General features: G+C 43.6%; 11 protein-coding genes and 2 pseudogenes. 5 read left to right on the top strand and 8 right to left on the bottom strand.

What is annotated here, in order from left to right:
* Positions 1 to 76: 76 nt before the first annotated feature.
* From glmS to ribBA, 7 genes are read right to left on the bottom strand one after another with little or no spacing between them, the layout of a single operon-like run.
* Entirely contained in the window at positions 77 to 1915 is a 1839-nt protein-coding gene (gene glmS, locus ACSC9N_RS16600; protein ID WP_130235527.1) for a glutamine--fructose-6-phosphate transaminase (isomerizing), read from the bottom strand.
* Between the two features lie 12 nt (positions 1916 to 1927).
* Complete coding sequence (gene glmU, locus ACSC9N_RS16595; RefSeq protein ID WP_130235526.1) at positions 1928 to 3292, bottom strand: bifunctional UDP-N-acetylglucosamine diphosphorylase/glucosamine-1-phosphate N-acetyltransferase GlmU; 1365 nt, start codon at positions 3290 to 3292, stop codon at positions 1928 to 1930.
* A 20-nt stretch (positions 3293 to 3312) separates the two neighbouring features.
* A complete protein-coding gene (locus ACSC9N_RS16590; protein WP_004983912.1) occupies positions 3313 to 3834 on the bottom strand; it encodes a phosphatidylglycerophosphatase A family protein in 522 nt (173 codons plus the stop codon).
* Entirely contained in the window at positions 3812 to 4729 is a 918-nt protein-coding gene (gene thiL / locus ACSC9N_RS16585; protein WP_094148732.1) for a thiamine-phosphate kinase, read from the bottom strand. Before thiL ends, ACSC9N_RS16590 begins: the two co-directional genes overlap by 23 nt.
* A gap of 13 nt (positions 4730 to 4742) precedes the next feature.
* Positions 4743 to 5198, bottom strand: a complete 456-nt coding sequence (gene nusB, locus ACSC9N_RS16580; protein ID WP_004983920.1) for a transcription antitermination factor NusB — start codon at positions 5196 to 5198, stop codon at positions 4743 to 4745.
* Positions 5199 to 5202: 4 nt separating this feature from the next.
* Entirely contained in the window at positions 5203 to 5673 is a 471-nt protein-coding gene (ribH, locus tag ACSC9N_RS16575) for a 6,7-dimethyl-8-ribityllumazine synthase (RefSeq protein ID WP_004684294.1), read from the bottom strand.
* Between the two features lie 18 nt (positions 5674 to 5691).
* Positions 5692 to 6807 carry a bifunctional 3,4-dihydroxy-2-butanone-4-phosphate synthase/GTP cyclohydrolase II gene (ribBA, locus tag ACSC9N_RS16570; protein ID WP_094148734.1) on the bottom strand — a complete coding sequence of 372 codons (1116 nt, stop codon included), beginning with the start codon at positions 6805 to 6807 and terminating at the stop codon, positions 5692 to 5694.
* A gap of 517 nt (positions 6808 to 7324) precedes the next feature.
* On the opposite strand from ribBA, the gene ACSC9N_RS16565 reads away from it, so the two are divergent.
* On the top strand, positions 7325 to 8719 hold the full coding sequence (locus ACSC9N_RS16565) for a methylenetetrahydrofolate reductase C-terminal domain-containing protein (protein ID WP_094148735.1): 1395 nt from the start codon (positions 7325 to 7327) through the stop codon (positions 8717 to 8719).
* 2 nt (positions 8720 to 8721) lie between these two features.
* On the opposite strand, the gene ACSC9N_RS16560 is transcribed toward ACSC9N_RS16565, so the two are convergent.
* Positions 8722 to 9387, bottom strand: a complete 666-nt coding sequence (locus ACSC9N_RS16560; protein WP_081316847.1) for an epoxyqueuosine reductase QueH — start codon at positions 9385 to 9387, stop codon at positions 8722 to 8724.
* Between the two features lie 376 nt (positions 9388 to 9763).
* Between ACSC9N_RS16560 and ACSC9N_RS16555 the strand changes: the two genes are divergently transcribed.
* From ACSC9N_RS16555 to ptsP, 4 genes and pseudogenes are all read left to right on the top strand, one after another.
* Positions 9764 to 9886 (top strand): hypothetical protein, encoded by a 123-nt coding sequence (locus tag ACSC9N_RS16555; RefSeq protein ID WP_004684300.1) that lies wholly within the window; start codon positions 9764 to 9766, stop codon positions 9884 to 9886.
* Between the two features lie 700 nt (positions 9887 to 10586).
* A complete protein-coding gene (locus ACSC9N_RS16550; RefSeq protein ID WP_058952405.1) occupies positions 10587 to 11504 on the top strand; it encodes a LysR family transcriptional regulator in 918 nt (305 codons plus the stop codon).
* A 240-nt stretch (positions 11505 to 11744) separates the two neighbouring features.
* Positions 11745 to 12873: pseudogene (fruB, locus tag ACSC9N_RS16545) on the top strand (fused PTS fructose transporter subunit IIA/HPr protein); the annotation flags it as partial.
* A gap of 86 nt (positions 12874 to 12959) precedes the next feature.
* Positions 12960 to 14609 (top strand): annotated as a pseudogene (gene ptsP / locus ACSC9N_RS16540) (phosphoenolpyruvate--protein phosphotransferase); the annotation flags it as partial.
* Positions 14610 to 14611 lie beyond the last annotated feature (2 nt).

Below are 14611 nucleotides of genomic sequence, written 5' to 3'. Positions count from 1 at the left end.
GTTACAGTTTAGAACTTTAATGGTAGGTTTAAAACTATATTGTCCAAAAACAGATATCCAGCCTTTATTTAAATAATTATTCTACAGTGACCGATTTAGCGAGGTTTCGAGGTTGGTCGACATCCGTGCCACGAAGGACTGCAACATGATAAGACAGCAGTTGTACAGGTACGCTATAAACAATTGGAGCCAATATTGGGCTAATGCTTGGTACATAAACCACATGCTGACGGTCTTTGGCTTTAATGCCACTATTTTCATCGGCAAAGACAAAGAGTTCACCACCACGAGCTTGAACCTCTTCCATATTCGATTTGAGTTTATCGAGCATATCATCTTTCGGTGCGAGAATGACCACAGGCATGTCATTGTCGACTAAAGCGAGCGGACCATGTTTAAGTTCACCTGCGGCATAGCCTTCAGCATGGATATATGAAATCTCTTTGAGTTTTAACGCCCCTTCAAGTGCGATCGGGAAATTCGTGCCACGACCTAAGAATAAGCAGTGCTGCTTCTCTACGAAAAGTTCAGACAAACGTAAAATTTCAGGGTCATTACGTAAGGTATCTAAAATTACTTTAGGGGTATGCCAAAGTTCAGCCGTAATCTCAGCCACATGCTGTACAGAAATGCTTTTCTTAACTGTACCGATTTTTAAGACCAATAACATGAGTGCTGCAAGCTGTGTGGTAAATGCCTTGGTTGATGCTACACCAATCTCAGGACCCGCCAGTGTAAGCAAGCTATGATTGGTCTCACGTACCATAGACGATGTTGCGACATTACAAATAGTCATGGTAGTAATGTCAGCACCTTTTGCTGCAGCACGCTTTTGGGTATCACGCAGTGCGGCTAAAGTGTCAGCGGTTTCACCAGATTGTGAAATGCAGACATAAAGCGTGTGATTGACAATGACAGGGCTGCGATAGCGGAATTCGCTCGCAATTTCTACTTGGCACGGTAGATCAATCAGTTGTTCAAACCAATATTTGGCAATCATGCCTGCATGGTAGCTTGTCCCGCAGGCAATGATTTGGATTTGCTGAATTTTTTGGAAATCAGCAACTGCATTGGCAAGAAAGTCTTCACGCAGTGCATTGCCATCTAGAGCTTGAGAAATGGTTTGTTGAATTGCTTCAGGTTGCTCATAAATTTCTTTGAGCATGTAGTGCTTATATTCACCTTTAGATGCATTGCTGACGGCAGCATCTAATTCTTTGATTGGGCGCTCGACCAGTTGACCAGCGACAAAAACTTCAATGCTATTGCGGGTTAAACGAGCAATATCACCTTCTTCAAGGTAAATAAAACGATTGGTAATAGGCAGTAAAGCCAATTGATCTGAACTGATAAAGTTTTCACCAATGCCGACCCCAATCACCAAAGGTGAACCTTCACGCACGGTAATGAGTTCATCTGGATGGTCAGTATGTACGATACCTAGTGCATAAGCCCCTTTAAGCTGAGGCACGACTTGTTGCACAGCTTCCAGCAAGCTTGGGGTAGACTTTAAGGCATCCTTCACCAAGTGAGCGACCACTTCGGTATCGGTCTGTGAGGTAAATACATAGCCTAAAGCTTCAAGATCATCTTTGAGTTCTTGATAGTTTTCAATAATGCCATTATGGACTACAGCAACATCGCCAGAAATGTGCGGATGTGCATTATCTTCAGTGGGTTTACCATGGGTTGCCCAACGGGTATGCGCAATACCCAGAGAACCGAGAAAATTGGATTGATTAACGGCTTCTTCTAAATTTGAAACTTTACCGACACGTCTTTCGCGTAAAACTTGGCCTTGATTGACCAGCGCTAAACCTGCAGAGTCATAGCCACGATATTCAAGGCGTTTTAAACCTTCAATTAAAATAGTTGTAATACTACGTTCTGCAACGCCACCGACAATACCGCACATAATCTAATCCTCTTATTTCTTCATCTTTTGTGGACGTTGATAGTTCTCTTTTTCAACTTGTTTAGAGCGTTCTACCGCTAAACTATTCTCTGCAACATCACGGGTAATGGTGGAGCCCGCACCGACGGTTGCCCCATTGCCAATGGTGACAGGTGCAACCAATGAGCTGTTGGAACCAATAAATGCAGCATCACCAATGATGGTTTTAAATTTATTTGCACCATCATAATTACAGGTAATAGTCCCAGCACCAATGTTCGAGCCTGCACCAATTTCAGCATCACCTAAATAGGTAAAGTGGTTGGCTTTTGAACCGAAGCCAACGCTGGTGTTTTTGACTTCAACGAAGTTACCAATATGCACTTCAGCCGCCAGTTTTGCACCTGGACGTAAACGAGCAAAAGGACCAATCTGCGCATCTTCACCAACCATAGCATTATCAAAGAGGCTATACGGCTGAACTTTTGTACCTGCTGCGATCTTGGTGTTTTTGATGATACAACCTGCACCAATTTCTACATGGTCGCCGAATTCACATTCACCTTCAATAATCACATTGATGTCGATGCGTACGTCTTGCCCAACGATTAAATGTCCACGAAGGTCAAAGCGACTTGGGTCAATCAGATGGACACCTTGCTGCATGAGCTTTTTGGCTTGATCTGTTTGAAATTGACGTTCTAATGCGGCGAGTTGGATACGATCATTCACTCCTTCAACTTCGAAGGCTTGTTCAGGCTCAACCGATGCGACTTGCATCCCATCAGCTAAGGCCATTGCTACAATATCAGTCAGGTAATATTCACCTTGCGCATTATTATTGCTTAAGCGTGGTAACCACTCATGTAATTTGGCATTGCTGACACAGTAAATACCAGTATTAATTTCTTTAATCTGATGCTGCTCTGTGGTTGCATCTTTATGTTCAACAATCGCTTGAATTTTCCCATTCTCACGCACAATACGGCCATAACCAGTTGCATCGGCTAAAGTTAAAGTCACTAAGCCAATGCCTGTCTCGGCTGTCGCATTGAGTAATTTTTGTAGCGTGTTTTGAGAGATGCAAGGTACATCGCCTGATAAAATCAGTGAGCTGCCTTCCTGTGGAAGGACTGGGAGTGTCATTTGCACTGCATGACCTGTTCCGAGTTGCTCAGCTTGTTCCACCCATTCAATCTTTTCATGAGTAAATGTTTTTTGAACTCGTGCTCCGCCGTGCCCATAAATTGTAATAATATTGGCTGCATTTAATTTTTTTGCAGTGTCGATGACATGACCAAGTAAAGGACGTCCTGCAAGTGGTTGTAGTACTTTGGGTAAAGAAGAACGCATACGTGTTCCTTTACCTGCAGCAAGAATAATAACAGTCGTTGACATGTTCTAATCCTAAAAATGGCCTAAGCCACAGTGAAATAAAAATAAATCCAAATACAAAGTGCAGCCCAAAGTCCTGCAATCAGGTCGTCGAGCATAATACCAAAGCCACCTTCGACTTTTTGGTCAATGACACGAATCGGCCACGGTTTCCACACATCAAAAATACGAAATAAAATAAAACCCAGCAGCAGCCAGAGCCAATTCATTTGCCCTAAATACAGGACAGGCAAAAAGGTGATGGACTGGCCAGCAAACTCATCCCATACAATACGCCCATCATCATGGACGCCCATCACTTTGGCAGTATGCCCACAGATATAAATGCCAATTAGAGACATGAGGATGATGGCAATAATGGTGTTCGATAAGCCAATTGCAAGCCAAATCGGGACGAACAGCAGTGCGAATGCAGAACCAAACGTTCCTGGTGCTTTGGGTGCTAGCCCTGAGCCAAACCCTACACCACAAAATACGATGAAACGGTCATACCAAGACATCTGACGAAAGAGGATAGGGGGCTTATGCAAAGTGTTGATATCCATTAAATTGCAAGGAATGGTCTAAGCCATTTTGTTGAAAACGCAGACCACTTTCGGCATCAATTTTTCCAATGACACTGATGCTGCTATGGTTTTGTTGTTGCAAAAGTTTTTCATAATTCTGCGGGCTTATTGTAAAGCATAATTCATAGTCATCGCCACCCGCCAAAGCATATTGCCATTGTTGTTCTCGTGTTAAATCTTGTAGCGTGGTGTTGATGGGCAATTGATCAAGCTGTAGGGTCGCGCCCACATGGGATGCTTTTAAAATATGACTTAAGTCTTGTGCTAAGCCATCCGACACATCAATCATGCTGTGCGCTAAGCCTTTGAGTGCTTGCCCCAGTTCACAGCGTGGGGTGGGGTAGTCTAAACGTTGCTGGAGAGGGTGCCCCAAGTGTTGCAAGGCAAAAGCAGCATCGCCGACAGTGCCACTGACACAAATCAAATCACCCACTTGAGCGGCAGAGCGAGTAACGGCTTGACCGATATCAACCCAGCCCAGTGCAGTCACGGAAATGGTGAGATGTGGGCTTTGGGTGGTGTCTCCACCAATTAAACTCACGCCAAATTGATCACAGCAATCATATAAACCCTGACTAAAACCTTTGAGCCAGTCATGATCAATTTGGGGTAAGCTCAAAGCCAGTAAAATACTCTGAGGTTTCGCGCCCATTGCGGCGATATCAGATAAATTGACCGCGACAGATTTCCAGCCAATCGCATGTGGGCTGGTATCAAGCGGGAAGTGACGTCCAGCAACCAAGGTATCGGCACAAATGACCAATTGTTGATGTGGTGGTGGGGTGAGCAAGGCTGAGTCGTCACCGACGCCTAAATCGACAGAATGAGGACTCTTACGATTAAAATAGGTATCAATGATCGAAAACTCAGCCATACAAACAAATCTACTACTGTGAGTTCGCTTGTTGCTTTTCTGCTGCACGTAAAGTTGTTGCTAAACGATCTAATACACCATTGATGTATTTATGGCTGTCTGCACCGCCAAAATGTTTAGCAAGCTCGATCGCTTCGTCTAAAACCACACGATATGGAATTTCAAGATGTTCCTTGAGTTCATATGCGCCTAAACGAAGGGTCGCAAGTTCAACGCCATCAAGCGCAGAAACTTCGCGATCAAGCACAGGGATTAAGAGCGCATCCAATGCTTCATGATTGGCAACCACTTGGGTTAACAATTCATGATAATAGCTCAGATCCACTTTGTGCATGGCATTTTCCACACGCGTACGTGCTTCAATCTCATGGACTGGATTGTGGCTCATTTGCCATTCGTAAATTCCTTGTACAGCAAAGCGACGTGCTTTACGTTTTGCTGCATAAGTTGCTTGCAATGTTTGCGACATAGCGTTAAATAGCCTTTAACAAGTTAACCATTTCAATTGCAGTAAGAGCAGCTTCGCCGCCTTTATTACCTGCTTTTGTACCCGAGCGTTCAATCGCTTGTTCAATACTATCCGTAGTCAATACACCATTAATCACTGGAAGACCAGATTCTAGGCCAACCACGCCTAAACCTTTGGCACATTCACCTGCAACAAAGTCGAAGTGAGGTGTGCTACCACGAATCACAGCACCCAGTGCAATGATGGCATCGAAGCGTTCAGACGCCACTAATTTTTTAGCCACGACAGGAAGTTCCCACGCGCCTGGTGCATGAACAACAGTGATATTATCCTCTGATACACCATGACGTTTCAATGTATCAATTGCACCTTCTAATAGATGTTCGACAACAAAACTATTAAAACGACCCACTAAAATCGCATAACGGCCTTCGCTAGCGAGATGTAACATACCTTCAATACGGCGAATTGCCATAGCAACCTCGATGATTTTTTAAGTTGTTTGATGTGCGGTGATATATTCCACCACTTCTAAATTAAACCCAGAGAGTGCATTAAAGCGTAAAGGTGAGCTCAAAAGCTTCATCTTTTCTACGCCTAAATCACGTAAAATTTGTGCGCCTACCCCAATGGTTTGGTACTGCTGAGATAAAGCAGCATTGGATTTGGTCGGTTTTGGTGTTGTAAGGCTGTCTAGCGCTGGACCTAGGTCTTGTAAGTGACGTTGACCAATCCAAACCAAAACACCACGATCGCTACTTGCAATTTCTTGCAGCGCTTTGTCGAGATTCCATGCTGGCTCGCCGTCCTTTTTATTGAACTTAAGCAAGTCACGAACAGGGTTGAAACCATGAACACGAACGGTGGTTACCCCTTCTTTTGGTTCACCTTTCACCAAAGCCAAGTGAATATCTGGATTGCCTAATTCGCGGTAACGGTATAAGTCAAACGTGCCATATTCGGTATCAATGCTTTGCTGATCAATCCGTTCAACGGTTTGTTCATTGGTCATACGATAGTGGATCAGATCCGCGATGGTACCAATTTTTAAACCATGCTTTTCAGCAAAAATTTCAAGATCGGCACGACGCGCCATTGTGCCATCTTCATTGATGATTTCACAGATGACTGATGCAGGCTCTAAACCCGCTAGACGAGATAAATCACAACCTGCTTCGGTATGACCTGCGCGGTGTAGAACGCCACCAGGCTGCGCCATCAATGGGAAAATATGACCTGGTTGAACGATGTCTGATGGTTTGGCATGTGCTGCTACTGCCGTTTGAATGGTATGCGCACGTTCCGCAGGTGAAATCCCTGTAGAAATCCCTTCTGCCGCTTCAATTGAAAGCGTGAAGTTGGTGCCATGTTGTGCGCCATTGGCATCGACCATCAAAGGAAGATTCAATTGTTTACAGCGATCACGGCTGAGCGTTAAGCACACCAAACCACGTGCGTGGGTGATCATAAAGTTGATGTCTTCTGCGCGAACATGGGTTGCTGCGATAACTAAATCACCTTCATTTTCACGATCTTCGTCATCCATCAGGATAACCATTTTACCTGCACGGATATCTGCAACTAGCTCTTCAACGGTATTGAGCGGCATCAACCTTCACCTTCATCGTTGTCGCCATAGACGACATATCATTTGTTTTCATTGGCACATAGTTTAAGCTTTTTTCAGGCTTTTGCCTATGTGCGAATTATTTCCTTAAGTCGTTCATTGTTATACACAGTCAGTCCCAGCTTGAAAAGATGCCTTTATTTTAAAAAGCTGAAATGTGCTCAGGCTTTAAACAATTGAGAAGCATAAAAAAACAATCTTATCGAAAATAAGTCAATCGGCGTAGTAAATAAGAGGTCTAGACAAATGTTGTGCTATGGGCGGCGTGTGGTTGAGCGTTGGAGTACCTTCTTTTTTGAATTTGACCATTAGGTTCAGTTTTAGCAGGGTACTGCAACTGATCAATCAGATCGGGGTAGATATTTGAGTTCACTCATCGGGTAGAGGATGAGTTAAAAAATATTGAATGTGCCGTCGCGAAAAATCATACGATTCGTCATCTATTTTTGATTTGTACTATAATTCTTCTTTTTTAATCCTCTGGATTATTTCTCCTGTGATGTCCTTACTTGCTCAATATTTTGCACAGCAACAATTTTGCGTATTGGTTGAATACTTAAGCGCACGCCAAGCCCAGTGGTCTGTCAAAACTGAATTTGCAGGCTTTCCTGTGGCTATGACGCTGGCCGATCGGGTGCATGCAGATGACGATGAAGCGCCTTTGCAAGTCGCCAAACAGTATCCACAAGAGATTGAAAAAGTCATTCACTTTTCGGGGAAGGCTCGCGATATACAAGACTTTGAGCAGTTTTTGCAAGATGCAAAAACACAGGGTCAAAAGAACTTGTTGCTCTTAACGGGTGATAAATTAAAACAGCACTGCTATAGCCACGACCTAGAACCGCGGACCCGTTATTTGGAGTCCGTGAATGCTGTCATGGAAGCCAAACGCCAAGGTGGTTTTCATATTGGTGTCGCGTTTAATCCGTTTAAATATGCGGAAGCGGAAAAAGAGGCGCAATATTTAAAACTGCATAAAAAAATGAAAGCAGGGGCCGATTATGTGATTACCCAATTGGGCTATGACATGGCTGCTTTACAGGATGCGCATGCATTTTTAGTGCAGCATCAGTATGCTCAGAAAATGTTAGTCTGCGTCATGCCACTGACCTTGGCACGGGCTAAGTTTATGCTGAAGCATAAAGTGGCTGGTATAGTGATCACCCCGCATATGTTGCAGGTGTTGCAACAGGAAAAAGAACAGGGTTTAAGTGATCGCGTTTATGTGCGCTGCGCATTACAGATTCTAGTGTGTCGACATTTGGGTTTTGCGGGGGTGTATTTATCGGCTTGCCATCAGCCTGAAGAACAAAGCTTACTGGAGCGTTATCTTGAAGAATATCGGCACTTGAGTTTTGCTGAGTGTGAACGACTCTGGAATACGCTTTGGCAGGTGCAAACCGGTACAGAGTTTCATCCGAAGCTGGCTTATTATTCACGGCCTGCGACATCGAGTCAGATTATTAAGTACCAACATCTGCATTTGATGCATGATGCTTTATTTGAATCTAAACTGGCCAAAGGCGTGGGGCGGTTTATTTTTAATTTTAATGTTTGGGATCGCTCGCGTGCCAATCAAGCACTACTGAAAACAGAACATTTGAGTAAGCATGCGGTGGTGGGCTGTGAAAGTTGTGGTCAATGCCGTTTAGGCGAGACCTTGTATATTTGCCCTGAAACTTGCCCCAAAGGCTTGGCCAATGGGCCCTGTGGTGGAACCAGCTTAGACCGCTGTGAATTTGGTGACCGTGAATGCATTCACTCCGTCAAAGCACGCTTAGCCAAAGCCGTTGGACAAACAAAGATATTAAAAGAAAAACTGATTCCGACCGTGTCGATTACGGTGCGTGGAACCAGCTCTTGGAAAAATTGGTATGTGGAGGCTGCTGGCTGAAATCAGCTGTCCTGATCCATGGCATTGGAATAGAACTTTTGTCCGAGTTTGATCCGTTCACGGCCTTGGCTCATGCGCCAACGGTTGCTATCCCGCAGTGAATACACACAGCCGCAATACTCTTGTTGATAAAATTCTTCGCGTTTGCTGATGTCCAGCATGCGTACCGCACCGCCATGTTTGCGCCAGTTATAGTCCCAGTAGTGAATGCCTGCATAATGTGAAGCAGAGCGGTGCCCGCACTCATTGATCTGTTGCATATTCTTCCAACGGGAAATGCCGAGAGAGCTGCTGATTAGGCTAAAGCCATGTTCTGCTGCATATAATGCCGTCCGTTCAAAACGCATATCAAAACACATGGTACAACGGATACCTTTCTCTGGCGCATTTTCCATACCTTTGGCACGTGCAAACCAGTTGTCTGTGTCGTAATCACAGTCAATAAATGGAATATGATGTTTTTCTGCGAAGCGAATATTTTCTTCTTTACGAATCAAGTACTCCTTTACAGGATGAATATTGGGGTTATAGAAAAAGATAGAAAAATCGATACCCGATTCAATGAGGGTTTCCATGACTTCACCTGAGCAAGGCGCACAGCAGGAATGCAAGAGCAGTTTGTCATGACCTGTGGGGAGGCTAAGTTTCTGACGTTCGAGCTTCGACATATTGAATGATTTTTATCTATTTAAACCAGACAGTTTAAAACGTCTAACGAGCGGATCAACGACGATTGGATGAAGAATTCTCAGGATGAGCTGATGAATTTTCATGATTAAAATCGACTTTGGCAGATGATGAGGACCTGTATTGAACGCTGAAGATGAGTAGAGAGAGAACATTTGAGAGGCCCAAACTTGCATAATGGGGCGAGATTCGTCATCATTTACCCAAAGGGTGTTTAACAGTTGTGTTAGATAGGTATTCGTTGAAGGCGGGCCACTTCAACAGCAAGAAAGAGAGTATCTAGCTGTGCTTCATTTTTTTACTACGCCTTCCAATAAGGAATTGGAGTGTCGTCATAACTTTCAGTATGAGACCGATATGCGTTTGATCCAACGCTGTAAATTCCTTGAAGATCAAGATGAGAAAAAAGCCATTCAACATCTTTTAAAAGAACGGGGTTATACCAAAGCTGAGATTTTAAAGCTCACGATTGATGGTTAAATCTAAGATCTAAAAAAAGCTTCCTAGTCGGAAGCTTTTTTGTTTTTGTATGCTCTGTTTTGCATTTCATCAGTTTGAGAGACAAGCGACTTTTATTCGATGTTTACATAATGCTTCACGTGGAACATAAAAAAGCCTGAAGACTAGGGCTATTCGAAGTTTTACTCGCCAGTACTTTATGCTTTTTCAGCGCTTTAGCCTGCTCAATTTGGATAGAAGATCAGAATCATCAGTTCTCAATATTTGAGCTGAATTTAACTCAGGTACAAGAGCATGCTGCTTGCTGTCACATGATTTCATTATATCAAAGTAGACATATCACAAGAGTTCGATGCATAGCCACGAGTTAAATAGGACAGTTGGGGGGCTGGATTCGGTTGTTGTACCTCTCAAAAAACTGAAGGAATCACGCTTCAACCTAGGCATGATTAAGAGATGGGCTTAAAAGTCATCCACAGTTATAAAAGAAAGCCTTACTTCTCGATTGGCGCACATGTACGGATCATGAAGATTGTGAATTTGAATGCTTAAATTTTTTCATTCTCTGTAAATGGGGCGAGTGTTTTTGTTGCAGATCATAGATATTAAAATGAAATAAACTAATTAAAAATATATTAAGGTGAAAAAAAATAAGTGAATCTCACTTTTATAGGTTAAGCTATACCGTATTCATCAAGATTAAAAAATTGGGCCGCGCCAGATGTTAGAACTCCGCCATTTAAAAACCTTAACCGCTTTAAGAGAGCATGGCTCATTGGTTGCTGCCGCAGGGGATTTGTGTTTAACCCCTTCAGCACTATCGCACCAGTTGCGTGAGCTTGATCAATGGTTTGGCGTGGAGGTGGTGAACCGTCGTAGCCGTCCCGTTAGCTTTTCTAATGTGGGACAGCGTTTGTTAAAACTGGCTGATGAAGTATTGCCGCAGGTACAAATTGCACAAAGCGACATTACCCGTATCGTACATGGGCAAACAGGACGCATTACCTTTTCTTCTGAGTGTCATAGTTGTTTTGATTGGTTAATGCCGTTGTTAAATCAATATCGTCAGCAATATCCTGATGTTGATTTGGACTTTGCTTCAGGCTTTGAGGCGAACCCGCATGAATTATTACAGACGGGCGAATTTGACCTATTGATTACAGCCGATCCGATTGCATTAAAAGGGGTAGAATATTTCCCAATTTTTGAGTACGAGTCACGTTTGGTCTTATCCAATACCCATCCTTTGGTTCGCGCTAAAGAGATTACTGTACAAGAGCTTGCCGAAGAGACTCTTATTACCTATCCAGTTGATAAACATCGTTTGGATATTATGTCGCGTCTGTTTATTCCAGCCAATATTCTGCCAAAACAAATCCGTACCACCGATCTGACTCAAATGTTGATCCAGTTGGTGGCAAGTGGTCGTGGTATTGGTGCGTTGCCAGACTGGGTAGTGAATGAATATGAACAAAAAGGCTGGGTGACTTCACGTCGTTTGGACTGTGTAGCACCTGAAGGTTTGCGTCGTACTCTCTACGCTGGATATCGTACTGAAGAAAAAGAAAAAGACTATTTTGAAGGCTTTTTAAAGCAGCTCGATAAATTTGCCAAAAAAAGAGCGCAATACTATATCTAGTTGAAAAATAAAAAGAGGAGGAACATATTTCCTTCTCTTTTTTTAACTATTCTTAACTATTTATAATTTATGAAAATTTTTCTTCATAAAATATTAAACCTTTATTCACGATAACAATCATTTAAATGATTGACTAAAATATACAGATTTTCGGGTAAATCCTGAGTAGAATTCGACTTTTATTTTTTTTCCAGTAAAAAAGGCATGGCTTCTCACTATGCTGCTTTGCAAGGACGTTTTATGCTCGCGCTAGATATACAACATGTTCGAATGAAACAACACGCCACTGATAAGGCACAAGCGTTGCAATGTCTAGTCGATATCTTGGTCGAAGACCAGTTGGTTACACCTGATTATATTCATGGGTTGACCGGGCGCGAACAACAAAGTGCAACGTATTTAGGGCAAGGAATTGCCATTCCGCATGGGACGCCTCAGTCTCGCCAATGTATTTTAAAAACTGGGATTCGTCTGGCGCACTTTCCTGAAGGAGTTGTTTGGGACGGTGAAAATAAAATTTATTTAGCAGTGGTGATTGCTGCGAAATCAGATGAGCATTTGCAAGTCTTACAAATTTTGACGCGAGCTTTAATTAATGATGTCGCTGATCAAGTGAAACAGGCTCAATCTGCAGAGCAAATTATTGCATTATTACAAGCCCAACCCGCATCTTTGGCATTGCATGAAAATTTAATTGCCACCCAAGTTCCCGCACTTGATGTAGAAGATTTAATTTGGCAGGCAACACAGTTGCTGAAACAGCAAAAAATGGTGGAGTGTGGTTTTCTGTCGGGTTTAAACCTAAACAGCATGATTCATTTAGGGGAGGGGGTCTGGTCGATCACTTCTAACCAGCATGTTTTGAGCCCAGCTGTAAGTTTGGTAAAAGCGGAACAGGTTTTAAGCCATCAGCAGGAAATGCTCAAGACATTGGTGTGCATTGCCAGTAATGAGCAACTGGATATGCAACGGTTTCAACGGTTAATGGATATTTTGTTTGATACTGAACAAGTTCATACCCTCAACCAAGAGCAAGATAGTCACCAGTTGGCGCAGTTAATTGGTGCTGAACTGATTCCTGATTGGCCATCTCGTCGTATTGTCTTAGCTAACGCTCATGGTCTACATGCGCGTCCCGCGACACACTTAGTCAATATGACCAAGAAATTTGCAGGGGATATTCTCGTTGCTGTAGATGAGGGGGCATACGTTTCGGCAAAAAGTTTAACCAAATTATTAGCCATGGGATGCCGTCGTGGTCAAACGCTGACTTTTATTGCACAACCTGATACCGATGCTGAAGCAGGCTTAGAACAGATTATTGATGCAGTTCAACAGGGCTTAGGAGAAGAGGTTGAAGCTGTTGACCTTGTATCTCATCAGCATAGCATTAGTGACCCAGTCGTAAATACTTTGGAATTAATGCCTTTTGAATCACATGGCGATACGGGTAGCTGCGGTATTGCGGCATCAACTGGCCTTGCTTTTGGTCCTGCTCATGTGGTGAAGCCACGTGAATTTAGTTATGAACGTCGCGGACAGAGTTTTAAAGCTGAGAATGAAAGGCTTGAAATTGCACTTCATCAGGTGAAAAATAGCTTACGTCAATTCATTGCACATACTGAATCTACTGCCATTAAGCAGATATTCATGGCACATTTGGAAATGCTGGATGACCCAGACCTCCTCCAAAGTGTACAACGCGGTTTAAAACAGGGGTTGTCTGCTGCTGCAGCTTGGCATGATCATATTGAAGTGGCTGCTACCGCACAGGCTGCACTTAGCGATCGTTTACTGGCAGAGCGTGCGGCTGATTTAAGGGATATTGGTGAGCGTGTTTTGGCTGCTTTGTGCGGTGTGGCCGATGTCACAGAACCCGAGCAACCTTATATCTTAATTATGCATGATGTTGGTCCGAGTGATGTAGCGCGTCTGAATAAAGATCGTGTTGCAGGCATTTTGACCGCGGTTGGTGGAGCGAGTGCCCATAGTGCCATTGTGGCACGTGCTCTGGCTATTCCAGCAGTCGTAGGTGCAGGTGTAGCTGTTTTAAATATTGAGAACCATGCCACCGTGCTAATTAATGGGGATAGTGGTGAGTATGTGGTCTCACCCGAGCAAAGTCAGATTGATCATGCCATTGCAGAGCGCCAACGCCAGCGTGAGTTACGAGAACAAGCGGAACAGCATTGTTTAGAACCTGCCATCACACTGGATCAACATCAAGTTGAAATCGCAGCCAATATTGGCAAAGTGGGCGCTACGATACAGGCTGTGGCCGATGGGGCAGAAGCAATTGGTTTGCTACGCACAGAATTGGTCTTTATGTCACACAGCAGTGCGCCTGATGAGGCTACACAGGAAGCTGATTATCGGGTGGTGTTAGATGCTTTGGCGGGTCGTCCATTGGTGGTACGTACACTTGATGTGGGCGGAGACAAGCCTTTGCCGTATTTGCCTATTGAAAAGGAAGAAAATCCATTCTTGGGTTTACGTGGTATTCGTCTGACCTTGCGTAAGCCAGAATTGTTACGTCAACAATTGGTTGCTTTGCTGAAAGCGGCGGATAATCGTCCATTAAGGATTATGTTTCCTATGATTGGGCGGGTTGAAGAATGGCGAGCAGCAAAAGCGATTTTGGATGAGGTTCGCATACAGCATCCATGTGAAAACTTACAAGTCGGTATTATGATTGAGGTTCCTGCGGCAGCATTATTGGCTCCAATTCTTGCTCAAGAAGTTGATTTTTTTAGTATTGGAACCAATGACTTGACTCAATATACTCTGGCGATTGACCGTGGTCATCCACTGTTGTCTGCCGAAGCTGATGGCTTACATCCGAGTATTTTGTTATTGATTGATCAAACTGTTCGGGCAGCACATCAGCATGGTAAATGGGTGGGCATTTGTGGTGAATTGGCTGCTGATCCAAAAGCTGTGCCTGTATTGATAGGCTTGGGCGTGGATGAGTTGAGTATGTCGAGTACCAGTATTCCATTGGTGAAGGCGCAAATTCGTGGTTTGAACTATATAAATTGCCAACAGGTCGCACAGCAAGCCTTAAGTTGTGACAGTGCGTCTGCCGTACGTTCATTGGTGGAGTAATT

Origin of the sequence: Acinetobacter sp. PC34 (assembly GCF_051789135.1) — a bacterium.
GTDB lineage: Bacteria > Pseudomonadota > Gammaproteobacteria > Pseudomonadales > Moraxellaceae > Acinetobacter > Acinetobacter johnsonii.
The sequence above is the reverse complement of the archived record's forward strand: the minus strand, read 5'-3'. Positions and strand labels throughout refer to the sequence as shown.

What these genes read in the sequence shown, in the direction of transcription:
- glmS (WP_130235527.1), bottom strand. Translation starts at nt 1,915, where the DNA reads ATGTGCGGTATTGTCGGTGGCGTTGCAGAACGTAGTATTACAACTATT.
- glmU (WP_130235526.1), bottom strand. Translation starts at nt 3,292, where the DNA reads ATGTCAACGACTGTTATTATTCTTGCTGCAGGTAAAGGAACACGTATG.
- ACSC9N_RS16590 (WP_004983912.1), bottom strand. Translation starts at nt 3,834, where the DNA reads ATGGATATCAACACTTTGCATAAGCCCCCTATCCTCTTTCGTCAGATG.
- thiL (WP_094148732.1), bottom strand. Translation starts at nt 4,729, where the DNA reads ATGGCTGAGTTTTCGATCATTGATACCTATTTTAATCGTAAGAGTCCT.
- nusB (WP_004983920.1), bottom strand. Translation starts at nt 5,198, where the DNA reads ATGTCGCAAACATTGCAAGCAACTTATGCAGCAAAACGTAAAGCACGT.
- ribH (WP_004684294.1), bottom strand. Translation starts at nt 5,673, where the DNA reads ATGGCAATTCGCCGTATTGAAGGTATGTTACATCTCGCTAGCGAAGGC.
- ribBA (WP_094148734.1), bottom strand. Translation starts at nt 6,807, where the DNA reads ATGCCGCTCAATACCGTTGAAGAGCTAGTTGCAGATATCCGTGCAGGT.
- ACSC9N_RS16565 (WP_094148735.1), top strand. Translation starts at nt 7,325, where the DNA reads ATGTCCTTACTTGCTCAATATTTTGCACAGCAACAATTTTGCGTATTG.
- ACSC9N_RS16560 (WP_081316847.1), bottom strand. Translation starts at nt 9,387, where the DNA reads ATGTCGAAGCTCGAACGTCAGAAACTTAGCCTCCCCACAGGTCATGAC.
- ACSC9N_RS16555 (WP_004684300.1), top strand. Translation starts at nt 9,764, where the DNA reads ATGCGTTTGATCCAACGCTGTAAATTCCTTGAAGATCAAGATGAGAAA.
- ACSC9N_RS16550 (WP_058952405.1), top strand. Translation starts at nt 10,587, where the DNA reads ATGTTAGAACTCCGCCATTTAAAAACCTTAACCGCTTTAAGAGAGCAT.